Source organism: Microbacterium sp. Y355 (assembly GCF_059445345.1).
In genome coordinates, this window is the sequence record NZ_JCAIUD010000001.1 from 317,783 (window position 1) to 341,462 (window position 23,680).

A 23,680-nucleotide genomic window follows, 5' to 3' on the forward strand; every position below is an offset into this window, starting at 1 on the left:
GACCTGACATTCAACGTTCGGCATGGTTGTGTCTCGGAATCTCGGTGTGGCTACGACCCTTTGAAGCCGCCGATGGGAAATGCGACATGCAGCTGCATGTCAAACTAGGGCCCATGTCGTATAGGCCGTTTCTCACGGTACCGGCGCTCATCATCGTTGGGGCAGCCGTGGCAGGTTGCGCGCTCATCGACAACCACAGGTTGCTGACGCTCGAGATGGTGGTGGAAGCTGAGTACGAACCGGACGTCAGCACTAATCCTCGAGACGTTACTGCGGAACGATGCGGAACAACATTGGACTGCGTCGAGGCCTATACGACCACCGAAGCGTCCTACTACAAGTTCGGCAGTCGCGAACGCGCCGCTGAGTATGCAGCGACCGTGGACGATGGCTTCGTCGTCCACTACATCGTGATGGATTTTGCGGGCCATGACGTGCCTAAAGAACATCAGCAGTGGGCTATGGAAGCTCTCTCCGGAACGTGGCAGGACTACGAGGGCACCGTCCCCGAGCGGTAATGACTGATGCCGGCGAAGGTGTCTCACACCTCACCGTCTCGATGCCCATGGAAAATGCGACGCACCGGGCGACCGCGTGAGCAGAGGCGCTCTGGATTCGGCGATCGGGCCTCAGTAGTCTTCACCCATGTGCCCATTGCGACATGAGCTTGATCTGCGTCCGGCCGAGACTGTCGCCAAACTGCTCGATGCGACGGGTGACAGAGTGACGTCGGTGGTCCCAGCCGGCTACGAATCGTATGTGCGTATCCTCAATCCGATCGAGCTTCGAGACGGCTCCACTGTCTCCTGGACGGATGTCGTGAGCAGGAACGGAATCGAGCCCCAGGCATGGATGCAGTGGCCTGAGTTCGCGTCCGTTGAAGGCGTTGAGCTTCCGGACGGATACTGGAGGGAACCCGATATGGGGAATTCACCCGTCAGCCTCGTAAAGCCACTCATCAAAGCACTCGAACCGGATCAGAGCACCCACTACTTCGCGTCCTGGGACGGGTATGCCATGGAAATACACGGACCGGCGGTGATGTTCTCGCCGTATCAACGCGAGATGGTGCTCTACTCCGGCACTTTGGTCGATGAGTATCGCGCTCTAGTGCTGCCAACTACGGCGACGGGGCGCGTACCGATGTACTGGTGGCCTTCGGATCGCCACTGGTTCGTCGGTCAGGACATCTACGCGCGAAGCCTCCTCGTCGGCTGCACCCGGAGCACAGCGAAACGGATCCTTGAGGATCCCAATCTTGATGCGTACCCGATCAGCCCTTCAGATACCGTCCTCAACGAAGAGTTTTGACGGGACAGCATCAGCTTGATCGGCTGTCACTTAACCTCGGTATCTCGAAACCCGTCGGATGCGAGGCACCGTCACCGGCGTTGATCGCAGTGGCGGTACGCTCGCGCGAGGTAGCGCGAGCACAGACAGGTTATTGGTTGAGCAGATTCGTTTCAGCGATGAGATCGAGCCGAGACAACAACAAGTCGCCTGCCGCCGCGCTCATGGCCAACGCACTAACTATGATCGCGATCGCGACCCCAATCAGGATCGCGATCTGCATGACGTTGTGTCGCCGTTTCACTGCAACGCCGACGGTCACAATTCCAGTGAGAACGGCGATCACCTGACCGGCGACTGTCGCGAATGCCATACGAATGGCGCTTTCCTCAGTGAGTGGGCCGTAGCTGTTGAACGCTGCGGTGAGTACAAGTGGAACGACGAGAACTCCGAGCAGAAGAATCGCGACTGGCCTGAGCTGAAGAGGACGCTGCGTAGCGCCAACGCGATTCTGCTCTGTGATGGGGGCGCTCATGTGGCCGACCGTAGCAGGGATGGGCTGCGCGAGCTAGGTGTCTCGCAACCTCGGTGTCTCAGAACCCCTGGGTTGTGGGACCCCAGCCGCAACGACCTGATGACTCGACCACGTGTCTCCTAAAAGAAAATCAGCCCGAGCCGCGAGGCGAGCGGGCTGATCGTGATGGATTTAGGATACCGCGCTCATCTCATGAGAGCACCGGAGGCGCCAGCACTATCGGCAGAGTTTCCTGGGTCCAGCTCGGCTGACCAGAACTGCCAACACCATGTTCCGTCGACCCGTCGCGGCTCAGAGATCGCGGGTATCAGCCCCGAGCGGTCGCGGTGATCAGGGAGTGCGCGCGACGCTTCCGCTCGGCCCGCACCTGCTTCTGCGCCCGCTCCATCGCCGTCTTTGGATCAACGACCGGACGCTCGATGTAGTTCGGTCGTGCGTTGTTCAACTTGATCTTGCCCATGTCGTCACCTCCTCCCCACGGCTAAAGAAGTGGGGAGGAATCAACCCTCGATGAGTGAACTCGCAGTTATCCGACAACCAGCGCTTCCCCGATGGCCACGTTCGTGATGAGCAGGACGATCAGTGTGATGGCTAGCCCAATCGTCGGGATAACCCAGGCTTCTTGTAGCCGGGATCTCAGGAGGAAGTATGTAGCGATCGTGAGAACAAGGACGACTAGATCAACCATCCAGAATCCCCGTGTCGCGACTTCGAGGACTGGATAGTTGCAGCGATCCTCACATCCAGCTACTCCGAGGGTCCTAGAAAGGACGAGACCTGCCCCAGCGATCGCGACGATGACCTGTAGCCCTGTGAGCATGTCACCGAGCTGATGTATTGAGCGGCGCTGTTCATTCATGGCAAGTTTCCGCCGATCAGTTAAAAGCGTCCTGCGAGCTTCTCTAGTCTCCGTCCCCGCCCGAGGCCCCGTCGTCGGCGATGGGTTCCCCCTGATCCGGGTGGACGACTGAAGCGGTAGCGCCTCCGGCACGCAGGTTCGCCGCATCGAGGGCGCGATCGATCGCGGCCTCTGTCTCGGGATCGACTCTTGGCTCGTTCATGGTCATGTTGACCGCCACCTTTCAGCTGCTCCGGTTGTCCAGAGCGTACTGTTGCACCCAGCCTCGCGCTAGAGAGCCAGAGCCTCAACCTGATGTGGCGCCTTTTTCATGGTTCCTCCGAGTTCAACTGTGCACCGGCTCGCCCGACGCGCATCACTACATCGTCTTCCGGTCAGTGCGGCTGCATGCTGAACGACCGGCCGAACCGGGGAGCGGCGCATATTCATCAACCGCAGTTACTGGCGTGCGTGCGTGCGCTGTCTAGGGTTGGCAGCCAGAGCAGCAGGTCGGGGAGCGCGGCGTACGCGGCGAGCCCGTGGGTGACGTCCGGGTACCGATGGAAGGTCACATCCGTTTGTTGTGAGCAGAGGAGCGTGACGTATTCTTCGGTCGCACTGGGTAGCACCAGTTCATCGGCTTCGCCTTGACCGACGAACACGGGAACGGTCAGCGGTTGAGCGCCTGCGCTGTTCTCCTGGAGCAGGCTCTTCCACGGCTGCGTGGTGGCCGGATCGCTGGTGACGTACCCGCCCACGAGGGGATCTGCGATCGTATGCAGCTCTTTGGTCTGCGTGAGCAGGCAGAGTTCGGCCATGTCCGGCGTGGCCTTCGCGCCGGCCGGGGTGAGGATCGCCGTGATCTCGTCAGAGGTGTATCGATCTGCATAGGCGACCGTGTAGGCGGGGATCGCGAGCGAAGCGATCGTGACTCCGGAGAGGTTCACGATGTCGTCGGTCATCAGCGCGTTCAGGTTGGCTGCAGGGGCAGCGACCGCCACACCCTCGACTTCGAGCTCCGGAGCGTACGAAGCGGCCCGTTGTGCGGCGAACAGAACTGCCTGCCCACCCTGGGAGTGTCCCCATAGAACGAGACGGCCGCTCGCGTCGACACCGTCGATCTGGCCAGTGGCGCGCACGATATCTAACACGCTGTTCGACTCCGGAACGCCCAGGAGATACGACGATTCTCCTTCCACTCCGAGGCCCGGATAGTCGGTCGCGGCGATCGCGTACCCCTCGGCCAGTAGCTCGTGCATCCCCTCGATGTACTGGAATGGGTCGAGACCGAGGGAGGGCGCGCATTTCGCCGCCGCCCCGGTCGTTGGATGGGCCCAGGAGATCACTGTTCGGCCGCCGTCCGGTGCCGGACCATCGGGAACGATCACGACGCCGGAGACGGGGATGTCTTCGCCCGCGAGGTTCTGCGAGTGATAGATCACCCGCCACGCGCTCGATCCGGCAGGAGCGCTCAGAATCGGCTCTGTGCGGATGATCGTGCCGGGATCGCCGTGAGGAACGGGGGAGGGCAGGGCATAGAACGCCGGGTCAGTTCGGAGGTCGGCTTGGCCCTCGAGGTCTCGTCGTGCGAACTCCGCTGCGGCGAGGCCGAGCACCACGATGAGGACGATCCCGATGATCAGGAAGGTCCGTCGTGCTCGTCGCGGCCGACGGGTATGCGCCGTGGGCGCGCCAGTTCGCATAGAGACTGTCTAGCGCATGCGGTCGCGGCGGGGTGAAACAATTTCTGGAGACTGTGTTGATTCGCCGCTGACCTAGTCGGAACCTGTCCTCAGTCGCCGGTGCTCGTTCTCGACGCGGTCGGGATTTCTGCTGCTTCGGTCTCACGTGGCGCGTCTATGCTGAGCCCGCTGGCCGGGCCGCCGAGTGCGCGGAGGGCATACAGAATCGTCGCGAGATCGACGAACTCTTGGATGAGGGCCCCGGCGACTGCCGGGATAACCCCGGTCATCGCGATGATCATGAGGGCTACGCTCAGCCCGATGCCGATCCAGATCGCGGCGAGGGCCACACGAAGAGTATGTCGCGCGATTGAGACGGCGTCGACGACCCTGGTGAGGGAATCGATGAGGATGACGGCATCGGCGGCGTCCCCGGCGGCGGTCGCCCCCCTCGCGCCCATGGCGATACCGATATCGGCTGCGGCGAGCACGGGTGCGTCGTTGACTCCGTCGCCGACCATCATCATTGGTCGTGGACGGAGTTCGGCTGCGAGACGTACCTTCTCCGGGGGCAGGAGCTCAGCGTGAACGTCATCGACACCCACCTGGTGACCGATCGACTCCGCCGTTGGCTGAGCATCACCGGTGAGCATCATGAGACGTTCGACGCCGTTTTCCCGCAACCAAGAGACGACAGCAGATGCTTCAGGTCGGGCAGCGTCGGCAAGCACGAGGGCCCCGGCAAACTGACCGTCAATTGCAACATAGGCCGCGGCTTCTCCGATGCCAAGCGTCGTACGCACCGTATCTGGAGCGAGGGCCGAGATGTATGCAGGTTTGCCGACGACAACGGTGCGGCCCTCGATGATGGCCGTTACGCCGTTCGTCGCGACCTCACGCGCTTCGTCCGCAGCATGCAGCGTGAGGCCCCGAGCGGTAGCGGCCGCGCGGATCCCGTCCGCAAAGACGTGCGACGAGTACTGCTCAGCAGAGGCTGCAAGCATCAGAAGCTCATCAGCGCCGACGCCGGGGGCGGGGCGAACGTCAACGAGAGTCGGTCTGCCCTCGGTGAGTGTGCCGGTCTTGTCGAACGCGGCGGATCGCACTCGCGCCAGGTGCTCGATTACCGCACCGCCCTTCAGGATCACCCCGGCTTTTGCCGCCCGGGAGAGCCCGCCCAGGAAAGCGACGGGAGCGGCGATGAGAAGTGGGCACGGGGTTGCCAGTACGAGCACTTCGGCGAATCGAGTCGAATCTCCCGAGATCGTCCAGGCTGTGCCAGCAAGTACGAGAGCGATGGCGGTGAAGGGGATTGCGAATCTATCGGCGAGACGCACCACCGGGGCACGTGAACTCTCAGCAGCGTGGACGAGCGCAACGATTTGTTGGTACTGACTGTCGTCGCTTCGTCGGACTGCTCGAATCCGCACCGCTTCGGACCCATTGATCGCGCCTGAGAGCACCTCGCCACCAGCCTCGCGGGTCACTGGCATGCTTTCTCCGGTGAGTGACGACTCATCGAAGGTCCCTGAGTCGCTGAGCAGCATGCCGTCCACCGGCACGATCTCCGCAGGGCGCACGAGTAAGACATCGCCGATCGTGACGGCATCCACGGGGACATCCTGCACATCACCAGAATCAGGCCCATGCGGATGCTTGACGACGTGCGCTATGCGCGGCGAGCGATCCAGCAGCGCCGACAGGTCGCGCTTCGCGCGGCGGCCCGCGAAATCCTCAAGCGCTTCTCCGCCCGAGAGCATCAGGACGATAATGAGCGCCGCGACATACTCCCCGACTGCAAGCGTCGCGACCATCGCTACCACCGCCAGGATGTCGAGGCCGACGTGCCCGCGGATCACATCCCGCACCATCTTCACTAGCGTCCATACGACGAACGCCCCGACATACGCAGTCGCAGCCCATCTCCCTGCCGTGTCTTCGCTCGTGGCATGGAGAACGGCCACGCCAGCGAAGACAACGACCGTGAGGATGATCGCGGGATACCGCCACAGCACACCGAGGAATTGCATGGGCCTAGCATCCCGCAGACTTGCAGTCTCCGCCAGGACGGCTACTCGAGAGTGCTCGAGGATAGAGCGTGCTGCCTTTGATGTCCCCCAGGTTAGCTGCGGCCTGGCAACTAGAGCGCGACAAAGAAAAGACCCCGCCGGATGGCGAGGTCTCGTCTTTGTGAGCTGAGGGATCAGCGTCCGGCGCCCTCCAGGGATCCGGTGACCTCGAGCTGCGCCTTGCCTGTCTCATCAGCGGGATCCGGTTCGTAGATCACGCACTGCACCAGGCGGTCGTTCGCCTGGGTCCAGGTGTCTTCAGTGGGAGTCAGCCACCAGAAGTCGAGGGCGGATTCGTAGTAGTCGAACCCGACGAAGTCGTTGAATGCCGGGACGCACTGGGCTTCAACCTCGGCGGTGATCTCTTCTTCGCTCGGCAGGTCACCGTCTGCAAGCTCGAACTCGAAGAACACCTCGTCCGCGTGCGGTTCAGTGCACGGCACGACATCGGCATCGGAGATCTCTCCGTCGGTGTCGCTGGCGGGCATGCAGTCGCCGACCTTCAGCGCGAAGATGTCGATTGTCGACTCCTCGGTGACGTTCCCCTTGTCGTCGCGCTCGGCGTCGCCGCCGCCAAAGATGCCGCTCAGCGCGCTGCATCCGGTCAGTGCGAGGCTTAACGCGACAGCCGTGCCGGCCAAAGCCAGCGCGCTACGTGTGCGCATTCTCATGATTTGTGTCCCCTCCAAGGATCGTCATTCGGTCGCGGATGAAATCCTCGCCACAGGGAACGCTACTTCAGCGCGAATCTATGCCGCAACTTTGAAATTGCAATCGAAAGGCTGTACGCACTTAGCTTTCCAGATCATCGACGCCCGGCATCCAACTCGAACCAGGACGTCCCCATTTTTGCTTGCGTGCGATCTTCTGCACCGTCTTCCAATCGCCGTCGGAAAGTCGGTCCACGTAGAGGATGCCGTCGAGGTGATCGAATTCATGCTGCATGATGCGCGCGCGCCAGCCGTCGACCTCGATGCGCACCGGCGCGCCGTCCAGGTTGAGGCCGGTCACGAGCACGCGCTCGGCGCGGCGCAGCGGGAAGCGCTCACCGGGGAAGGAGAGGCATCCTTCGGATTCTTCGTCGGGATCGGGTTCACCAGGCTCGGGCGGCGACATCCAGAGCACGGGGTTGATCAGCACGCCGCGCCACGGCTGATCTTCCTCATCGGGGTAGGAATACGTGTAGATGCGCAGCGGCACGCCGACCTGCGGGGCGGCAAGACCCACGCCGGGAGCCGTGTCCATGGTCTCGTACATGTCGGCTACAAGGGTGCGGATCTCATCGTTGATCTCTTCGACGACGGATGCGGGGGAGTGCAGGACAGGATCGCCCATGATGCGAATCGGTAGAACGGCCACGCCACAACCCTACTGTGTTGCCTGTGCCAGGTAATGTTTTCCGTGTGAGTGCGAGCGTGTGGACTACAGCGGCTGATGTCGGCGACCAGCTCGTCGGTGCATTTGCGAACCCAGGGCTGCTCCTTGGCATCCCGCTGGCTCTCGCCGGCGCTGTGTTCATGTCATTCGGTGCGCAATATCAGCACAGGGGCGTAGAGAAGGTCGAGCGTCTCAGCGGCGCAGCCGGAACCACCGGTCTCAGCTTCGAGCAGCTCAAGCGGTTGCTGACTCGACCCTCTTGGCTTGTCGGCACTCTGATGCTTTTTCTGGCGATCGTCTGCCAGCTCGCTGCGCTGTCGTTCGCGCCATTGATCGTCGTGCAACCGCTTGGTGCGATCGCGCTCGTGATCACGACGCTGCTGAACGCGCACATTTCAGGACACACTCCGACCAAGAAGTCTCTCATTGCTATCGGCGCCTGCGTCGGCGGCATCTTCATCTTCGTGTTCTTCGCGGCGATCTTCGCGACAGAGCAGGAGATCAGCGATCGGCAGCTCTTCACGATCCTCGCGATACTGCTGGTCGTGATCATCGTGCTCGGAGGATGCTGGCTGATCCTTCGCCACCGCATGCGCGCGCTCTTCTATGTTGTCGGCGCTGGCATTCTCTACGGATTCGTAGCGACCCTGGCTAAGGCTGTCATCGAGAGAGTGAAGGCGGAGGAATTCGAATGGGTGACGCTGGTCTGCGTGATCGCACTCGTCGCCGCATCAGCAGTGGGCGCCTACTTCGTGCAGACCGCGTACAGTTCCGGACCGCCGGATCTCGTCATCGCAGGGCTCACCGTCGTTGATCCGATGGTGGCGGTCCTGATTGGGATGCTCGTGCTCGGCGAAGCCTCTGCGGCGCCGGGCTGGGTACTGATCTGCTTCGGAGTAGCCGGGGCGATCGCCGTCTGGGGTGTCATCTGGTTGGCTCGCTACCACCCCCAGGTGCTGAGCGAGAGCCAGGATCTCGGAATCAGCCGGGGGAGCAATGACTCTGCGGGGACGCCTTCGACAGACTCGGGCGCTGAGTGCGACTCAGGTGCCGAGAACCGCCCAGGAAACGGACCGGAACACGGCTACGGCCCTGGCGTCGAGCGCAGCGATCAGTAACCCTGGTCGATGAGGTCTTCGGAAACCTCAGCGGCGGCAGCCTGATCGACGAAGAAGATCGTGCGCTTGCGCCCCTTGGCGCCCGCGGCAGGCACGCTGGTGTAGCTCGCACCGGCAAGAGCAAGACCCAGCGCTGAAGCCTTGTCCGCGCCGGTGAGCACCAGCCAGACCCGCTTGGACGAGTTGATCACCGGACGGGTGAGTGTCACTCGCTCCGGCGGCGGCTTGGGGGAGTCGCGCACAGGCAGTGCCGCAGCATCCGTCTCGGTGACTTCCGAACGATCAGGGAACAGCGAGGCGATGTGCCCGTCAGGTCCGACGCCGAGGAAACACACTGCGAACGACGGCCACGGGTGCTCATCCGTGCCGTACTTCGCCAACTCGGCGACGTACGCGTCGGCAGCCTCGTCAAGCGTCAGTCCGCTGTCTGCCGCTGCAACCTCGTGCACGTTCTCGGCCGGAAGGTCGATATGGTCCAGCAGCGCCGCACGCGACTGCAGCGCGTTGCGATCCGCGTCGTCAGCGGCGACGAATCGCTCGTCGCCCCACCAGAAATGCACCAGCGACCAGTCGATCTTGCTCGTCTTCGGGTGCACAGCGACCGCGCGGAGAACCGCGCCGCCCATCGAGCCGCCGGTGAGGGCGATGTGTGCGATTCGACCGTTCTTCGTGCGCGCTTTGACGCGCGTGAGGAATCGGTCTGCGACCCGTGCCGCGAGGGCGGCGGGGGTTCGCTCGACGACGACCAGTTTCTCAGCGGATGATGGCGGCATGCCGTTCACTCTCCAGTCTCGGGCGGACCCAGCTTCTCCCAGCCCTCAGTGATCACTCGACCGTACAGGACGTCGGGGTCGAGGCGCCGGAGCTCCTCGGCCAGGCACTCGCGCAGGGTGCGACGAGGAAGGTGCAGTTCATGATCAGGCTGGCCCGGCTGTGTGAGCACCGCCACGCTGGATTCCGGTCGCTCCAGCAGAATATCGCCGCTCGCTCGGGTCAGCCGCACCGACTTGATGCCAGCATCCCAGTGCGATGGGTCCTCGTACTGCCAGCGCACCGGCACATCCAACGACAACCGCAACCATGCAGCGAGCAACGCGGTGGAGGGGGATGCCGCAGCGCCCAGAACCTCCGCGGCCGTGATCGTCTCGAAGGGAGGCTGGTCAAGCACCGCTGCGAGCTGCTCGCGCCAGTGTGTGAGACGCGTCCATGCCAGATCGGTGTCGCCCGGTGCATGGGTCCTGCCGAGCAGTGCGAGTCGATCGCGCACATCTGGAGTGGTTGCGGCATCCGTGATGCGGCGCTGCGCGATGCGGCCCAGCGGCGAATTTGCCGGATCGATCGGTGCGTCCTCCGGCCACCATGCGACAACAGGTGCATCTGGCAACAGCAATCCGGTGACGAGGCTTTCCTCGTTGCTGGCTGCCGCGCCGTAGGCACGCAGGACAACGACCTCGCTCGCTCCAGCATCCCCACCGACACGGATCTGTGCGTCGAGGTGAGAGTCTCCATCGCCAGTGGTCAGCACGATGACACGCATCGGGTGCTCGCGAGAAGCATCGTTGGCTGCATCGATAGCGGCCTCGGCCACACCGTTGCGCGCAGAGATGATGAGCGTAAGCACGCGTCCGAGTGCGACAGCGCCGCCCTCTTCGCGTACCTTGACGAGATGTTTTGCGACCTGGCTGACGGTCGTATCGGGAAGGTCGATGATCACGGTCGTCTCCAGACGCGTCCGTCGCGGGCAAGGAGGGCATCAGCGGATGCCGGTCCCCAGGAACCGGGGGCGTACTGCTCCAGCGGACCACCGACAGCTGCCCAGTACTTCTCTACCGGGTCGAGGATCTTCCAGCTCAGCTCCACCTCCTCATGACGGGGGAACAGCGGCGGATCGCCCAGCAGCACGTCGAGAATGAGCCGCTCATAGGCTTCGGGACTCGCTTCGGTGAACGCATGGCCGTAACCGAAGTCCATCGTCACATCGCGCACGTTGGTGCCGGCGCCAGGAACCTTCGAACCGAAGCGGATCGTGACGCCCTCATCGGGCTGCACGCGGATCACGAGCGCGTTCTGACCGAGTTCCGCCGCGTTGCTGCGGCCGAACAGATGCTCAGGTGCGCGGTTGAAGACCACGGCGATCTCGGTCACTCGGCGCCCAAGACGCTTGCCGCTGCGCAGGTAGAAGGGCACGCCCGCCCACCGACGGTTCGCGATCTCCAACTTGATCGCTGCGTACGTCTCGGTGACAGACTCAGGGTTCATGCCGTCTTCGCCGAGGAAGCTATCGACCTCTTGACCGCCCTGCCAGCCACCTGCGTACTGCCCGCGGGCAGTGGCCAGAGACAGGTCCTCAGGCAGCTTCACCGCAGCGAGCACCTTCTCCTTCTCGGCGCGCAGGTGCTCTGCGGAAAGGCTGATGGGCTCTTCCATCGCGGTGAGCGCCAGCAACTGAAGCAGGTGATTCTGGATGACATCACGCGCCGCACCGATGCCGTCGTAGTATCCGGCACGACCGCCAACACCGATGTCCTCGGCCATGGTGATCTGCACGTGGTCGACGTAGTTTCGGTTCCACAGCGGCTCATACAGCTCGTTCGCGAAGCGCAGCGCCAGAATGTTCTGCACTGTCTCCTTGCCGAGGTAGTGGTCAATGCGGAAAATGGAGTCCGCGGGGAACGCCACCTCTAGCGCCTCGTTCAGGGCACGAGCCGAGTCCAAGTCGTGACCGAATGGCTTCTCGATCACCACGCGACGCCACTGATCCTCGCCGCGGTCCTCGCCGACGAGCCCGGAGTCCTTGAGCTGCTTGGCCACGAGCGGGAACGCCTTCGGCGGAATCGACAGATAATAGGCGTGATTGCCCATCGTGCCACGTTCCACATCGAGCTTTTCGACGGTCTCGCGCAGCTTCGCGAACGACTCCGGGTTGTCGAACTCACCGGAGACGAAGCGGATGCCCTGCAGCAGCTGCTGCCAGGTCTCCTCGCGGAACTCAGTGCGCGCGTGCTCCTTCACCGCTTCGTAGACGACCTGGGCGAAGTCCTGGTCTTTCCAGTCACGGCGGGCGAAGCCGACCAGTGCGAATCCAGGGGGCAGAAGCCCCCGGTTCGCGAGGTCGTATACCGCGGGCATGAGCTTCTTGCGCGACAGGTCACCGGTCACACCGAAGATCACCAGCGCGCTGGGACCTGCGATGCGATTGAGGCGACGGTCGTCGGGGTCGCGCAGCGGGTTGTGGCCGCGTGATACGGGAACGGTCATCGGCGGGGGTTTCTCCTACGGACTACTTCTGGGCGGCTTCGAACAGGGCGAGCACATCGGCCGAGTCATCCGTGATCGTGAGAGACACGACAGGACGACCATGCTCGGCGAGCACGCCGGCATCGCCGGCGGCCTGTGCCTGGATGAGCTGACCGAAGGTGAACGGGCGCTCCGGGATCTCGAGATCCACGTCGGTGCGCTCGAGGATCTGCAGGAAAACACCCTGCTCGGGTCCGCCCTTGTGATACTGACCGGTCGAGTGCAGGAAGCGCGGGCCCCAGCCGAACGTGGTCGGTCGACCGGAGTCGGCCGCGACCAGCTCGCGCAGGCCCTGTAGCTGCGGCAACTCAAGGCGATTCACGTATGCCTGGATCGAGACGTAGCCGTCCTCGGGCAGCTGTGCCCACAGGGCATCCATCACTGCCTCGATGTTGCCAGATGCGGCCAGAGCCGGGTCGGAGACCCGAACTTCGATGCCGTTCTCGACGAATGCCGGTGCGGTCGGTTCCGGACGAGCATCCAGCAGACCGCGAGTAGCGATCTTGGCTGATTCGACGTCTGGCTGATCGAAGGGATTGATCCCGAGCAGATAGCCGGCGATCACCGTGGCATACTCCCAGACCAGCAAGCTCGCGCCGAGCGAGCCACTGACGAGGATCTCGCCCTGGTGACGTTCGCGCAGGTGGAACTCGTTCGCGTCGTCGACCAAGCGCACGATCTGAAGATCGGCAGGGACGTTCTCGATCTCAGGGGAGACCGGAAGCAGAACGACCGGAAGGATGCCGGTGCCCTCCTTGCCGGTGGATTCTGCGATGAGCTGTTCGATCCAGTCCGGGAGGCCCTTGATGTGCGTGCCGTCTGTGACCAGGCCGAGCTTGTCACGGCGCGGGTTGGTGGCAGCGATCGCAGCGCCGAGACGCAGCGCAGGGTTGTCTGCCCGATCAACGGCGACCTGCAGCAACGTCGCCTCAGCCTCATTGAGAAGCTCGTCGATGTCGACGCCGGCGAGTCCGGAGGGAACCAGACCGAATGCCGTCAGAGCGGAATAGCGTCCCCCGACATTCGGGTCGGCGTTGAACACGCGGTAACCGTCCGCACGCGCGGCGACATCGAGCGGTGAGCCGGGATCGGTCACCACGACGATGCGTTCAGTCGGGTCGATGCCGAGGTCGCGGAAAGCCGCCTCGAACGTACGCTTTGCCGAGTCGGTCTCGACCGTGGAGCCCGACTTGGATGACACGACGAGAACGGTCGCTGCAAGGCCTTCATCGAGCGCCGAGAGCACCTGTCCAGGGGCAGTTGAGTCGAGGATCGTGAGCGCGATACCAGCTGTCTGGGAGATGACCTCCGGAGCGAGTGATGATCCGCCCATGCCGGCGAGGACCACACGATTCACGCCCTTGGCGTGGAGTTCGTCTCGCAGCGCGTTGATCTCGGCGACCAGCGGGCGGGAGACCGAGACGGCCTCGATCCAGCCGAGACGCTTCGATGCTTCTTCCTCTGCAGCTTCGCCCCAGAGAGTTGCATCGAACCCCGTGATGCGGGAAGCGATGAGGTCGCCGACGAGGCGGGGTACGACCTCATCGATCGCGACCTTGGCCGCGCCAGAGGCGTGGATCGAGAAGGTCATCGCTGTGCCTCGAGCCCCTTGGCGACCTGGGTCAGCAGGTCATGCCAGGAATCGATGAACTTGGCGACTCCCTCATCCTCGAGAACCTGGGTGACATCAGCAAAGTCGATGCCGACTTCGGCGAGCCCGGCGAAGACTGCACGTGCCTCTTCGTAGCCACCCGTGATCGTGTCGCCGGTGATAACACCGTGGTCGAAGGTCGCCTCAAGCGTCTTCTCCGGCATCGTGTTCACGACGCCCTGCGCGACAAGCTCCGTCACGTAGAGGGTGTCGGGCAGTGCCGGGTCCTTGACGCCGGTCGAGGCCCACAGTGGCCGCTGCAGGTTCGCGCCAGCATCCAGAAGTGCCTTGGCGCGGTCACTTGCGAAGGTCTGCTCGAACAGCTCGTAGGCGAGACGCGCGTTGGCGAGTCCTGCCTTGCTCTTGAGCGCGAGGGCGTCGTCGGTGCCGATGGCCTCAAGACGCTTGTCTGTTTCGGAGTCCACACGCGACACGAAGAACGACGCGACCGAGTGGATGCTCGACACGTCGATGCCAGCAGCCTTCGCGGTCTCGAGACCCGTGAGATAAGCCTCGATGACCTCGGCGTAGCGCTCCAGGCTGAAGATCAACGTGACGTTGACGCTGATGCCAGCGCCGATTGCCTGAGCGATCGCGGGGAGGCCGGCCTTGGTGGCGGGGATCTTCACGAGCAGGTTCGGACGGTCGATCTTCGCCCACAGTTCCTTGGCCTGGGCGACAGTGTTGTCCGTGTCATGTGCGAGGTCGGGGGAGACCTCGATCGAGACACGACCGTCGACATGACCGGACGCTTCCCATACCGGGCGGAAGACATCGAGCGCTGCCGCAACGTCCTGAGTCGTCGCAGCGAAGACAGCTTCCTCCGCTGTGGCGCCGGAGGCGGCGAGCTCGGTGACCTGCGCGTCGTATGACGTGTCATCCGGGTTCGTGATCGCGTTCGCGAAGATCGTCGGGTTCGTCGTGACGCCGGTGATGTTGCGGGACTCGATCAGCTCAGCGATGTTGCCAGAGTTGATGCGGGTGCGCGAGAGGTCATCGAGCCAGATGCTGACGCCGGCGTCGTGAAGCTGAGAAGTCGGGGTGCTCATGCGTTCTCCTTGATTGTCTCGCGTGCCGCCTCGACGACGGCCTCGGCGGTGATGCCAAACTGCTGGAAAAGGGTTTTGTAATCTGCTGATGCGCCGAAGTGGTCGATCGCGACGGAACGGCCATTGGTGCCGACGATGCCGTGCCAGGTCAGGGATGATCCTGCCTCGACCGAAACGCGCGCCGTGATGGACTTCGGGAGCACCGACTCGCGGTACGCGGCATCCTGCTCGTCGAACCACTCCAGTGACGGAGCAGAGACGACGCGGGCGTTGATGCCCTCGCTCGCGAGTGTCGTGCGTGCGGCGACAGCAAGCTGCACCTCAGAGCCCGTCGCGATCAGAATGACGTCAGGCGTGCCGTTCGGGGCCTCCGCGAGCACGTAGGCGCCCTTGGAAGTGTTGGCGGCAGAAGCGAAGACTTCACCGGATGCTGCGTCATCGCCACGCTCGAACACCGGAATGTTCTGACGGGTCAGGGCGATACCTGCGGGGCCGCCATTGCGGCGCAGCAGCTCGAGCCATGCAGCCGAGGTCTCGTTCGCGTCGGCCGGGCGCACCACCGTGAAGTTCGGGATCGCACGCAGTGTTGCGAGCTGTTCGATCGGCTGGTGTGTGGGGCCGTCTTCGCCGAGTGCGACGGAGTCGTGCGTCCAGACGTAGATGCTCGGGATGTTCATCAGGGCTGCGAGGCGCACTGCGGGGCGCATGTAGTCGCTGAAGATCAGGAACGTTCCGCCGAAGGCGCGGGTCGGGCCATGCAGCACGATGCCGTTGATGATCGCGCCCATGGCGTGCTCGCGGATGCCGAAGTGCAGCACCCGTCCGTACGGGTTGCCAGACCACTCGTGCGTGGACCACTGGGTCGGGATGAACGACGGTGCATTCTTGATCGTCGTGAGGTTCGACTCGGCGAGATCAGCAGAACCGCCCCAAAGCTCGGGCAATTCTGCGGCAAGTGCGTTGATGACCTGACCTGATGCTGCGCGGGTGGAGACCTCCTTGCCGGCCTCGAACACAGGCAGTGCGGCGTCGATGTCGGAGGGCAGCTCATGTGCCTCAAGCCGGTCGAGCAGTGCCTTGCGCTCCGGATTCGCAGCGGCCCAGGCATCGAACGACTTCTGCCAGGCTGCACGCTCTTCTGCCGAGCGAGCCGCGAGGGCGCGGGTGTGCTCGATCACGTCGTCGGCGACAGCGAAGTTCTGCTCAGGGTCGAAGCCGAGCACCTTCTTCGTGGCGGCGAGTTCGTCAGCACCGAGAGCGGAGCCGTGGATCTTGCCCGAGTTCTGCTTGCCGGGCGACGGCCAGCCGATGATGGTCTTGAGGACGATCAGCGACGGCTTCGAGGTCTCGCCCTTGGCGGCCTCGATCGCGGCGTGCAGTTCGGCGACGTCTTCGACGTACTCGCCAGTCTTCTTCCAGTCGACCGTGATGACCTGCCAGCCGTAGGACTCGTAGCGAGCTGCGACATCTTCGGTGAAGGCGACGTTCGTGTCATCTTCGATCGAGATCTGGTTCGAGTCGTAGATCGCGATCAGGTTGCCCAGTTCCTGGTGCCCGGCGAGCGAAGAGGCCTCGCTGGTCACGCCTTCCTGCAGATCGCCATCGCCGGCGATCACGTACACGAAGTGGTCGAACGGGCTGGAGCCAGCCGCGGTCTCGGGGTCGAACAGGCCGCGCTCGTAGCGGGCAGCGTATGCGAAGCCGACGGCAGAGGCGAGCCCCTGCCCAAGCGGGCCGGTGGTGATCTCCACACCCTTGGTGTGGCCGTACTCGGGGTGTCCTGGTGTCAGCGAGCCCCAGGTGCGCAGCGCCTTGAGGTCGTCGAGCTCAAGGCCGAAGCCGCCCAAGTAGAGCTGCACATACTGCGTCAGAGACGAGTGGCCGACCGAGAGGATGAAGCGGTCGCGGCCCAGCCAATCAGTGTCAGTCGGGTCATGGCGCAGCACCTGCTGGTAAAGCAGATAGGCGACCGGGGCGAGGCTCATCGCCGTGCCTGGGTGGCCGTTGCCGACCTTCTCCACGGCATCCGCCGCAAGAAGTCGGGCGGTGTCCACCGCACGTCGATCGATTTCAGCCCACTGGAGTTCCGTCACGGTCATGCCCTTTCCAACAACTACGAGGGCGCCCGAATTCCCCTGGCGCCTCCGCATCGTCACGGACAGGTGCACAGCGCCGGGCGCGCGAGTGATTTTCAGCATAGCGGGGTGAGAGCAACCAACAAATGCGTCTTACGTTGTGAGTCGTCCGGTTTGCTTGTCGTAGACTGAAAGGGTTGTCGTTGGTGTGTGCTGAGGAGGCGATTGTTATCTCGACCATGTCGCAGACGACGGCGGTGAAACGTCCGATTGCTAAGACGATCAAGGCGTACGTGTCGCTGACTAAGCCCCGCGTGCTTGAGTTGCTTCTCGTTTCCACCGTGCCGGTCATGTTTCTCGCCGAAGGCGGGATGCCAAATCTCTGGCTCGTGCTCGCCACTGTCATCGGCGGTTCGCTGAGCGCCGGCTCTGCAGCGTCGTTCAATATGTACCTTGACCGGGACATGGACGCGCACATGCACCGAACCGAGAACCGACCGCTCGTGACCGGCGAGATCTCGCCGCGCGCGGCGCTGATCTTCTCCTGGGTTCTCGCCGTGGCATCCACGGTTTGGCTATTCGCAACCACCAACTGGCTGACAACGACACTGTCCGTCGCGGCGATCTTCTTCTACGTCGTCATCTACACGATGATCCTCAAGCGCCGCACCGAGCAGAACATCATCTGGGGGGGCATCGCTGGATGCTTCCCGGTCGTGATCGGCTGGTCTGCAGTCACCGGAGATATCGCGTGGCCGGCAATCGTGTTGTTCGCGCTTATCTTCCTGTGGACGCCTGCGCACTACTGGCCACTGTCGATGAAGTACCGCGACGACTACGAGGGCGCGGATGTTCCGATGCTCGGCGTCACGCGTAACGCTTCTCAGGTCGGCCTTCAGGTGATTCTGTACGCGTGGGCCACGCTGGCCTGCTCGCTGCTGCTGATCCCGATTGCCGGCATGGGCCTGGTCTACACGGTTTCTGCTGTCGTCTTCGGCGGATGGTTCATCTATGAGTCACACCGCCTGTACAACGAGGCGGTGCGTGGAACACAGCCGCGTCCGATGCGGGTGTTCCACGCCTCCATTACCTACTTGACGCTGATCTTCGTTGCCGTGGCGGTCGACCCGCTGCTTCCGTTCTGATCCTCGGCGTCGTTCTCGACGTCCACTGAATCAGCAGCAGCGACATCTTCGGCGTCGATCGCTGAGTCGGTCGGAGCGTTATCAGCAGATGAATCCGCCGTCCAGTCGATCGGCTCCACGACTACAGGCGTCGGGGCAGGCAGCAACGCCTTCACAGCGCTCAGTGCGAGTGTGAGCAGGATGCCGATGATGCCAGCGCCGAGAAGTGCGGCACCGACGACGATGAGGGGCTGCCCGACATAGACCTCGACGCCGGTGGCTGTTCCGTCCAGCAAGGCGGAGGTCATCGCCGTGCTCTGGCTGTTGATGATCCAGCCGCCGACACCGGCGGACGCGAGGGACAGAACGAGAAGCAGCCAGTACGAAATGTTGCGGGTGAGAGATTTCATGTCTGTGAGTCTCACCCTGGACCCAATGCGAACGCCCTGCGCCCGCTATGCGCGACCTGTGCGAGTGGGTAATTGTGGCTCGAATTTCGCGCAAATCCGAGCCACACGCGCCCACTCGATCAGGGGTCAGCGCTTTAGGTGCAGAACCATCGCCGTGTATGCAGCGGCCGACAGCGCCGCCAACACCATGTGGATGCCGACCAGGATCTCTGGCAGTCCGTCACGTGCCTGCCAGATGCCGACGCCGATCTGCACCAGGATCGCGAGGACAAGCACCAACAGCCAGCGTCGGGGCTCCAGCCGCAGAACCCACGCTGCGATGGTCAGCCCTGCGACGAGGACGGCGAGGATATAGCCCGGCCAGGAGTGCACGTGCGCGAGGACCGTTGCGTCGAAACCGTCGCGGATCACGTTCGCGTCACCCGAGTGCGGTCCCGAGCCGGTGGTGAGGACCCCGAAGAAGATGGTCGCGGCGAGTGCCAGGCCGGTCACATGAGCGAGCACGGCGAACCACACCGGCACGGCGCGCTTGCGAGGGGCGTCAGACTGGCGCATCCGAACCAGGAACGCTGCGGTGACGCACACCAGAAGCAGCGAAGACACGTAGTGGAAGCCGACGATCAAGGGGTTCAGATCGCTCACCACGGCCAGGCCGCCGACGACGGCCTGAGCCATCACCCCGGCGAGCACGATCCAGGCGAGCATGGATAGATCGCGTCGTCGGGCGTTCTCACGCAGCGAGTGGATCGCGGCCAGGATGACGGCGAGCAGTAGCACTCCGGAGGCGATACCGAACGCCGGCAGATCGAACGGCGCCGTGACGAAGTACGCGAGAACCGCTGCGACGACGCCCGCCCCAGCGAACCACAGCGCGACGACGACGGGCTTGCGACCGCCGATCGCGTGCAGCGTAAGCAACAGCACTGCGAGGGCGAGGAGCCCCACCAGGCCAGTCATCGTGCGATTGCCGAACTCGATGATGCCGTGGATGCCCTGCACTTCGTAGATCGGCACCAGAGATTCTGGCGTGCACAGCGGCCATTCGGAGCATCCGAGGCCTGATCCCGTCAGTCGCACTGCGCCGCCGGTGCCGATGATGATGACCTCGGCCAGGAACGAGAGCCACGCCAACACGCGCAACGGTCGACCGATAGTGATGGACGCCCGGACCTGTGTGGGGGAGTCGGTCATGGCAGTGGTGTCGGGCATGTGTCCTCCGGTCCACTCTCGGGCAGACGGGCACGGCCCGTTTGCCAGGGGGAACCTGTAGAATCGGATTGTTGTGATGCACGCGCTCAGCGCGAGATGCATCATCAATAGTTTAGGCGCGAAGAATGCGTCCGTGATGAGGCCCACCAGCGGCACCCACCTCGCGTACTCGACGAGGCCAAGGTGTCGGGGCGGATGACACCGTTGAGGCCCAACAAGGAGAGTGTGATGTCGGATGTGCTGATCGACCGCCCAGAACTCGATGGTCTGGGGGTGTATGAATTCGGCTGGCACGATGAAGATGCCGCTGGTGCCATTGCGAAGCGCGGAATCTCTGAGGACGTCGTACGCGGCATTTCGGGGTTGAAGAACGAACCGGAGTGGATGCTGAAGAACCGGCTCAAGGGATATCAGCTCTTCGGACGCAAACCCATGCCCACCTGGGGTGCAGACCTTAGTGCGATCGACTTCGACAACATCAAGTACTTCGTACGCTCCACTGAGAAGCAGGCGCAGTCGTGGGAGGACCTCCCCGCTGAGATCCGTGAGACCTATGAGCGTCTCGGCATCCCAGAGGCCGAGCGTCAGCGCCTCGTCGCTGGTGTCGCAGCCCAGTACGAGTCCGAGGTCGTCTACCACCAGATTCGTGAGGATCTGGAGCAGCAGGGCGTCATCTTCATGGACACCGACACTGCCCTGCGCGAGCACCCCGAGATCTTCGAGGAGTACTTCGGCACCGTCATCCCGGCTGGCGACAATAAGTTCGCCGCCCTCAACACCGCGGTGTGGTCCGGAGGTTCCTTCGTCTACGTTCCCAAGGGCGTTCACGTCGAGATCCCGCTCCAGGCGTACTTCCGCATCAACACCGAGAACATGGGTCAGTTCGAGCGCACGCTGATCATCGCGGACGAGGACAGCTACATCCACTACATCGAGGGCTGCACCGCCCCGATCTACAAGTCGGACTCACTGCACTCGGCAGTCGTCGAAATCATCGTGAAGAAGAACGCGCGCGTTCGCTACACGACGATCCAGAACTGGTCGAACAACGTCTACAACCTGGTCACCAAGCGTGCGGTTGCGCACGAGGGGGCGACCATGGAGTGGGTCGACGGCAACATCGGCTCCAAGGTGACGATGAAGTACCCGTCGATCTATCTGATGGGCGAGCACGCCAAGGGCGAGACACTGTCGGTCGCCTTCGCAGGCCCCGGCCAGCACCAGGATGCCGGCGCCAAAATGGTGCACATGGCTCCGTACACGCAGTCATCCATCGTCTCGAAGTCTATCGCGCGAGGAGGTGGACGTACGGCTTACCGTGGCGAGGTGCGGGTCGATCCCGCCGCTCATCACTCCGCGAACTCGGTTGTCTGCGACGCTCTGCTGATCGATACGCAGTCGCGCTCAGACACGTATCCGTCCATCGATATTCGCGTTGACGATGTGCAGCTCGGCCACGAAGCCACAGTTTCCAAGGTCAGCGAAGAGCAGCTCTTCTACTTGCAGTCGCGCGGCATGGCCGAGACCGAAGCCATGGCAATGATCGTGCGTGGTTTCATCGAGCCGATCGCTCGCGAGCTGCCGATGGAATACGCGATGGAATTGAATAAGCTCATTGAAATGGGCATGGAAGGATCGGTCGGCTAAATGGCGGCCCCTACGACAGCGCCCAGCGAGGCGCAGCAGACGAACGCGCACATCGACCGCGCCGCCAAGGTGGCAGAGGCCGGATTCGTTCCCGTGCAGACCCGCTCAGAGCGCCCGCGCTCCTTCGAGCCTGCAGACTTCGGCACGCCGACCGGCCGCGAGGTCAATTGGAAGCACACGCCAGTCGCGAAGCTCACCGGCCTGTTCGCGCCGGCTAAGCACAACGACGGCGTCACCTACGAGATCACGACCGGTGAGCAGTACATCGCCGAGTCGCTGACTGCCGGCACCGCACCGCGCGGCGAGTTCTTCGTTCCCGAAGACATCGTTGCGGCTGTGGCATGGCAGGGCACCGCCGACGGCATGCACGTGCGCATCCCGCGTGATGAAGAGGTCGCAGAGCCGATCCTCGTCACGATCACCGGACAGGGCGCTGACAAGCGTGCTGACGCGCACATCGTGATCGAGGCTCTCGAGCACAGCTCCGCGACGGTTGTTCTGCGCCACCGCGGTTCTGCCCAGTACGCGCAGAACGTCGAGATCATTGCTCGTGCTGGTTCCCGGCTGACGGTCGTGACCGTACAGCGTTGGGAAGATGACGCCGTGCACGCCGCATCGCACCAGGCGCGCGTTGACAACGACGCCACGCTCAAGCACTTCGTCATCAGCTTCGGCGGTGGCCTCGTGCGCGTGAATCCGAACCTTGAGCTCGCAGGCACCGGATCCGAAGGAAAGATGTACGGTCTGACCTACGCGGACGCTGGCCAGCACCTCGAAAGTCAGGTGTATCTGCATCACAAGGGCGCGCACACCACCGGTGACGTGCTCTACAAGGGTGCGCTGCAGGGCAAGGGCGCGCACAGTGTCTGGATCGGCGATGTCCTGATCGGACCGGATGCCTCTGGCACCGATTCTTATGAGGCGAACCGCAACCTGGTGCTCACTGAGGGCGCGCGCGCCGACTCGATCCCGAACCTCGAGATCGAGACCGGAGATATCCGCGGTGCAGGCCATGCCAGTGCCACCGGACGCTTCGATGATGAGCAGTTGTTCTACCTGCAGTCGCGCGGTATCTCTGAAGAAGAGGCCCGTCGACTGGTGGTACTCGGCTTCCTCGTTGATATCGTGCTGCGCCTCGGCCTCCCAACGATTGAAAGCGAACTGCTCGCTGCGATCGATGCCGAACTCGCAGAGGTCAACGTATGAGCGCGCAGCGCGCATGTGGAGTCAGCGAGCTTGAGCAGGACGCTCCGCTGCGCGTAGAACTCGACGGCGTGCCCATGGCGATCGTTCTCGATTCCGCCGGTGAGATCCACGCCATCGGTGACGTCTGCACGCACGGCGAGATCTCTCTCGCCGAGGGATTCGTCGAGGGCGACACATTGGAATGCTGGGCCCACGGCTCTGCATTCTCACTGCGCACCGGCATCCCCCAGAATCTCCCCGCTTATGAGCCCGTTCCGGTTTACGTCGTCCAGATCGACGGCGACGACGTGCTCATTGATCCCACTGTGACGAAGGAAATCTGAATGTCTGTTCTTGAGATCCGCGACCTGTTTGTGACGGTCGACACCGAGACGGGTACCACCCCGATTCTCAACGGAATCAACCTCACCATGAAGACCGGTGAGACCCACGCGATCATGGGCCCGAACGGCTCAGGCAAGTCGACTCTTGCGTACACGATCGCCGGGCACCCGAAGTACAAGGTCGCCAGCGGCACCATCACCTTCGACGGTGAAGACGTCTTGGCGATGAGCGTCGACGAGCGTGCGCGTGCCGGACTCTTCCTCGCGATGCAGTACCCGGTAGAGATCCCCGGCGTCACGGTCACAAACTTCCTGCGTACCGCGAAGACGGCGCTTGACGGCGAAGCACCCTCGATCCGCACCTGGACCAAGGATGTCAAGGCCGCGATGACGAACCTGCGCATGGACCCCAAGTTCGCGCAGCGCAACGTGAATGAAGGCTTCTCCGGTGGTGAGAAGAAGCGTCACGAGATTCTTCAGCTCGAGGTTCTCAAGCCGAAGTTCGCCGTGTTGGACGAGACGGATTCCGGGCTCGACGTCGATGCGCTGAAGATTGTGTCGGAAGGCGTGAACCGCGCGAAGGAGAACACCGGTCTCGGTGTGCTGCTGATCACGCACTACACGCGCATCCTTCGCTACATCCGCCCCGACTTCGTGCACGTGGTTGTGGCGGGAAAGATCGTGGAAGAGGGCGGACCTGAGCTCGCTGACCGTCTCGAGGAAGAGGGTTACGACCGTTTCCTCGACCCCTCGGCCCCGATCGAAGCGTAGGCTGAGGTC

At 63.2% G+C, this 23,680-nt stretch carries 24 protein-coding genes; 8 read left to right on the top strand and 16 right to left on the bottom strand.

Annotated features, from left to right (window positions below):
* The first annotated feature begins 113 nt into the window (after positions 1–113).
* Together AC1C2O_RS01610 and AC1C2O_RS01615 are read left to right on the top strand one after the other, a co-directional pair.
* Positions 114–518 carry a hypothetical protein gene (locus AC1C2O_RS01610; RefSeq protein ID WP_495428682.1) on the top strand — a complete coding sequence of 135 codons (405 nt, stop codon included), beginning with the start codon at positions 114–116 and terminating at the stop codon, positions 516–518.
* 127 nt (positions 519–645) lie between these two features.
* The gene (locus tag AC1C2O_RS01615) at positions 646–1,311 is read left to right on the top strand and encodes a hypothetical protein (RefSeq protein WP_495428683.1); all 666 of its coding nucleotides are present in this window, start codon (positions 646–648) and stop codon (positions 1,309–1,311) included.
* A gap of 130 nt (positions 1,312–1,441) precedes the next feature.
* On the opposite strand, the gene AC1C2O_RS01620 is transcribed toward AC1C2O_RS01615, so the two are convergent.
* The 8 genes from AC1C2O_RS01620 to def all read right to left on the bottom strand — a co-directional run bounded on the left by AC1C2O_RS01620 (position 1,442) and on the right by def (position 7,773).
* Positions 1,442–1,825 carry a hypothetical protein gene (locus AC1C2O_RS01620; RefSeq protein WP_495428684.1) on the bottom strand — a complete coding sequence of 128 codons (384 nt, stop codon included), beginning with the start codon at positions 1,823–1,825 and terminating at the stop codon, positions 1,442–1,444.
* 307 nt (positions 1,826–2,132) lie between these two features.
* The gene (locus AC1C2O_RS01625) at positions 2,133–2,285 is read right to left on the bottom strand and encodes a hypothetical protein (protein WP_495428685.1); all 153 of its coding nucleotides are present in this window, start codon (positions 2,283–2,285) and stop codon (positions 2,133–2,135) included.
* A 66-nt stretch (positions 2,286–2,351) separates the two neighbouring features.
* Entirely contained in the window at positions 2,352–2,684 is a 333-nt protein-coding gene (locus AC1C2O_RS01630) for a hypothetical protein (RefSeq protein WP_495428686.1), read from the bottom strand.
* 43 nt (positions 2,685–2,727) lie between these two features.
* The gene (locus AC1C2O_RS01635; RefSeq protein WP_495428687.1) at positions 2,728–2,892 is read right to left on the bottom strand and encodes a hypothetical protein; all 165 of its coding nucleotides are present in this window, start codon (positions 2,890–2,892) and stop codon (positions 2,728–2,730) included.
* Between the two features lie 220 nt (positions 2,893–3,112).
* A complete protein-coding gene (locus AC1C2O_RS01640; protein ID WP_495428688.1) occupies positions 3,113–4,366 on the bottom strand; it encodes an alpha/beta hydrolase family protein in 1,254 nt (417 codons plus the stop codon).
* A gap of 89 nt (positions 4,367–4,455) precedes the next feature.
* Positions 4,456–6,375: a heavy metal translocating P-type ATPase gene (locus tag AC1C2O_RS01645; RefSeq protein WP_495428689.1), complete on the bottom strand. Its 1,920-nt coding sequence runs from the start codon at positions 6,373–6,375 to the stop codon at positions 4,456–4,458.
* A 173-nt stretch (positions 6,376–6,548) separates the two neighbouring features.
* Positions 6,549–7,085 (bottom strand): septum formation family protein, encoded by a 537-nt coding sequence (locus tag AC1C2O_RS01650; RefSeq protein WP_495428690.1) that lies wholly within the window; start codon positions 7,083–7,085, stop codon positions 6,549–6,551.
* A gap of 121 nt (positions 7,086–7,206) precedes the next feature.
* Positions 7,207–7,773 carry a peptide deformylase gene (def, locus tag AC1C2O_RS01655; protein WP_495428691.1) on the bottom strand — a complete coding sequence of 189 codons (567 nt, stop codon included), beginning with the start codon at positions 7,771–7,773 and terminating at the stop codon, positions 7,207–7,209.
* A gap of 44 nt (positions 7,774–7,817) precedes the next feature.
* Between def and AC1C2O_RS01660 the strand changes: the two genes are divergently transcribed.
* On the top strand, positions 7,818–8,909 hold the full coding sequence (locus tag AC1C2O_RS01660; protein WP_495428692.1) for a DMT family transporter: 1,092 nt from the start codon (positions 7,818–7,820) through the stop codon (positions 8,907–8,909).
* Here AC1C2O_RS01660 and pgl read toward each other — a convergent pair.
* The 6 genes from pgl to tkt are packed head-to-tail and all read right to left on the bottom strand — an operon-like array spanning position 8,903 to position 17,005.
* Positions 8,903–9,682: a 6-phosphogluconolactonase gene (pgl, locus tag AC1C2O_RS01665; protein WP_495428693.1), complete on the bottom strand. Its 780-nt coding sequence runs from the start codon at positions 9,680–9,682 to the stop codon at positions 8,903–8,905. The two genes, AC1C2O_RS01660 and pgl, sit on opposite strands and share 7 nt — an antisense overlap.
* A gap of 5 nt (positions 9,683–9,687) precedes the next feature.
* A complete protein-coding gene (locus AC1C2O_RS01670) occupies positions 9,688–10,623 on the bottom strand; it encodes a glucose-6-phosphate dehydrogenase assembly protein OpcA (protein WP_495428694.1) in 936 nt (311 codons plus the stop codon).
* Positions 10,620–12,167, bottom strand: coding sequence for a glucose-6-phosphate dehydrogenase (zwf, locus tag AC1C2O_RS01675; protein WP_495428695.1), 1,548 nt, complete (start codon positions 12,165–12,167; stop codon positions 10,620–10,622). The genes AC1C2O_RS01670 and zwf overlap by 4 nt, the downstream gene beginning before the upstream one ends.
* Before the next feature lie 22 nt (positions 12,168–12,189).
* Positions 12,190–13,797, bottom strand: coding sequence for a phosphoglucose isomerase-related protein (locus AC1C2O_RS01680; RefSeq protein WP_495428696.1), 1,608 nt, complete (start codon positions 13,795–13,797; stop codon positions 12,190–12,192).
* Positions 13,794–14,906, bottom strand: a complete 1,113-nt coding sequence (gene tal / locus AC1C2O_RS01685; RefSeq protein ID WP_495428697.1) for a transaldolase — start codon at positions 14,904–14,906, stop codon at positions 13,794–13,796. The genes AC1C2O_RS01680 and tal overlap by 4 nt, the downstream gene beginning before the upstream one ends.
* Positions 14,903–17,005, bottom strand: a complete 2,103-nt coding sequence (gene tkt, locus AC1C2O_RS01690) for a transketolase (protein WP_495428698.1) — start codon at positions 17,003–17,005, stop codon at positions 14,903–14,905. Before tkt ends, tal begins: the two co-directional genes overlap by 4 nt.
* A 215-nt stretch (positions 17,006–17,220) precedes the next feature.
* On the opposite strand from tkt, the gene AC1C2O_RS01695 reads away from it, so the two are divergent.
* Positions 17,221–18,126 (top strand): heme o synthase, encoded by a 906-nt coding sequence (locus tag AC1C2O_RS01695; protein WP_495428699.1) that lies wholly within the window; start codon positions 17,221–17,223, stop codon positions 18,124–18,126.
* On the opposite strand, the gene yajC is transcribed toward AC1C2O_RS01695, so the two are convergent.
* Positions 18,072–18,515 carry a preprotein translocase subunit YajC gene (gene yajC, locus AC1C2O_RS01700; RefSeq protein WP_495428700.1) on the bottom strand — a complete coding sequence of 148 codons (444 nt, stop codon included), beginning with the start codon at positions 18,513–18,515 and terminating at the stop codon, positions 18,072–18,074. The genes AC1C2O_RS01695 and yajC overlap by 55 nt on opposite strands.
* Positions 18,516–18,641: 126 nt before the next feature.
* Entirely contained in the window at positions 18,642–19,724 is a 1,083-nt protein-coding gene (locus AC1C2O_RS01705; RefSeq protein ID WP_495428702.1) for a COX15/CtaA family protein, read from the bottom strand.
* 228 nt (positions 19,725–19,952) lie between these two features.
* Here AC1C2O_RS01705 and sufB point away from each other — a divergent pair, with 228 nt between their 5' ends.
* The 4 genes from sufB to sufC are packed head-to-tail and all read left to right on the top strand — an operon-like array spanning position 19,953 to position 23,671.
* On the top strand, positions 19,953–21,371 hold the full coding sequence (gene sufB, locus AC1C2O_RS01710; RefSeq protein ID WP_495428703.1) for a Fe-S cluster assembly protein SufB: 1,419 nt from the start codon (positions 19,953–19,955) through the stop codon (positions 21,369–21,371).
* Positions 21,372–22,577: a Fe-S cluster assembly protein SufD gene (sufD, locus tag AC1C2O_RS01715; RefSeq protein ID WP_495428704.1), complete on the top strand. Its 1,206-nt coding sequence runs from the start codon at positions 21,372–21,374 to the stop codon at positions 22,575–22,577.
* Entirely contained in the window at positions 22,574–22,900 is a 327-nt protein-coding gene (locus tag AC1C2O_RS01720) for a non-heme iron oxygenase ferredoxin subunit (RefSeq protein ID WP_495428705.1), read from the top strand. The genes sufD and AC1C2O_RS01720 overlap by 4 nt, the downstream gene beginning before the upstream one ends.
* Positions 22,901–23,671 (top strand): Fe-S cluster assembly ATPase SufC, encoded by a 771-nt coding sequence (sufC, locus tag AC1C2O_RS01725; protein ID WP_495428706.1) that lies wholly within the window; start codon positions 22,901–22,903, stop codon positions 23,669–23,671.
* Positions 23,672–23,680 lie beyond the last annotated feature (9 nt).

What these genes read in the sequence shown, in the direction of transcription:
- AC1C2O_RS01610 (WP_495428682.1), top strand. Translation starts at nt 114, where the DNA reads ATGTCGTATAGGCCGTTTCTCACGGTACCGGCGCTCATCATCGTTGGG.
- AC1C2O_RS01615 (WP_495428683.1), top strand. Translation starts at nt 646, where the DNA reads ATGTGCCCATTGCGACATGAGCTTGATCTGCGTCCGGCCGAGACTGTC.
- AC1C2O_RS01620 (WP_495428684.1), bottom strand. Translation starts at nt 1,825, where the DNA reads ATGAGCGCCCCCATCACAGAGCAGAATCGCGTTGGCGCTACGCAGCGT.
- AC1C2O_RS01625 (WP_495428685.1), bottom strand. Translation starts at nt 2,285, where the DNA reads ATGGGCAAGATCAAGTTGAACAACGCACGACCGAACTACATCGAGCGT.
- AC1C2O_RS01630 (WP_495428686.1), bottom strand. Translation starts at nt 2,684, where the DNA reads ATGAATGAACAGCGCCGCTCAATACATCAGCTCGGTGACATGCTCACA.
- AC1C2O_RS01635 (WP_495428687.1), bottom strand. Translation starts at nt 2,892, where the DNA reads ATGACCATGAACGAGCCAAGAGTCGATCCCGAGACAGAGGCCGCGATC.
- AC1C2O_RS01640 (WP_495428688.1), bottom strand. Translation starts at nt 4,366, where the DNA reads ATGCGAACTGGCGCGCCCACGGCGCATACCCGTCGGCCGCGACGAGCA.
- AC1C2O_RS01645 (WP_495428689.1), bottom strand. Translation starts at nt 6,375, where the DNA reads ATGCAATTCCTCGGTGTGCTGTGGCGGTATCCCGCGATCATCCTCACG.
- AC1C2O_RS01650 (WP_495428690.1), bottom strand. Translation starts at nt 7,085, where the DNA reads ATGAGAATGCGCACACGTAGCGCGCTGGCTTTGGCCGGCACGGCTGTC.
- pgl (WP_495428693.1), bottom strand. Translation starts at nt 9,682, where the DNA reads ATGCCGCCATCATCCGCTGAGAAACTGGTCGTCGTCGAGCGAACCCCC.
- zwf (WP_495428695.1), bottom strand. Translation starts at nt 12,167, where the DNA reads ATGACCGTTCCCGTATCACGCGGCCACAACCCGCTGCGCGACCCCGAC.
- AC1C2O_RS01680 (WP_495428696.1), bottom strand. Translation starts at nt 13,797, where the DNA reads ATGACCTTCTCGATCCACGCCTCTGGCGCGGCCAAGGTCGCGATCGAT.
- tal (WP_495428697.1), bottom strand. Translation starts at nt 14,906, where the DNA reads ATGAGCACCCCGACTTCTCAGCTTCACGACGCCGGCGTCAGCATCTGG.
- tkt (WP_495428698.1), bottom strand. Translation starts at nt 17,005, where the DNA reads ATGACCGTGACGGAACTCCAGTGGGCTGAAATCGATCGACGTGCGGTG.
- AC1C2O_RS01695 (WP_495428699.1), top strand. Translation starts at nt 17,221, where the DNA reads ATGTCGCAGACGACGGCGGTGAAACGTCCGATTGCTAAGACGATCAAG.
- yajC (WP_495428700.1), bottom strand. Translation starts at nt 18,515, where the DNA reads ATGAAATCTCTCACCCGCAACATTTCGTACTGGCTGCTTCTCGTTCTG.
- AC1C2O_RS01705 (WP_495428702.1), bottom strand. Translation starts at nt 19,724, where the DNA reads ATGCCCGACACCACTGCCATGACCGACTCCCCCACACAGGTCCGGGCG.
- sufB (WP_495428703.1), top strand. Translation starts at nt 19,953, where the DNA reads ATGTCGGATGTGCTGATCGACCGCCCAGAACTCGATGGTCTGGGGGTG.
- sufD (WP_495428704.1), top strand. Translation starts at nt 21,372, where the DNA reads ATGGCGGCCCCTACGACAGCGCCCAGCGAGGCGCAGCAGACGAACGCG.
- AC1C2O_RS01720 (WP_495428705.1), top strand. Translation starts at nt 22,574, where the DNA reads ATGAGCGCGCAGCGCGCATGTGGAGTCAGCGAGCTTGAGCAGGACGCT.
- sufC (WP_495428706.1), top strand. Translation starts at nt 22,901, where the DNA reads ATGTCTGTTCTTGAGATCCGCGACCTGTTTGTGACGGTCGACACCGAG.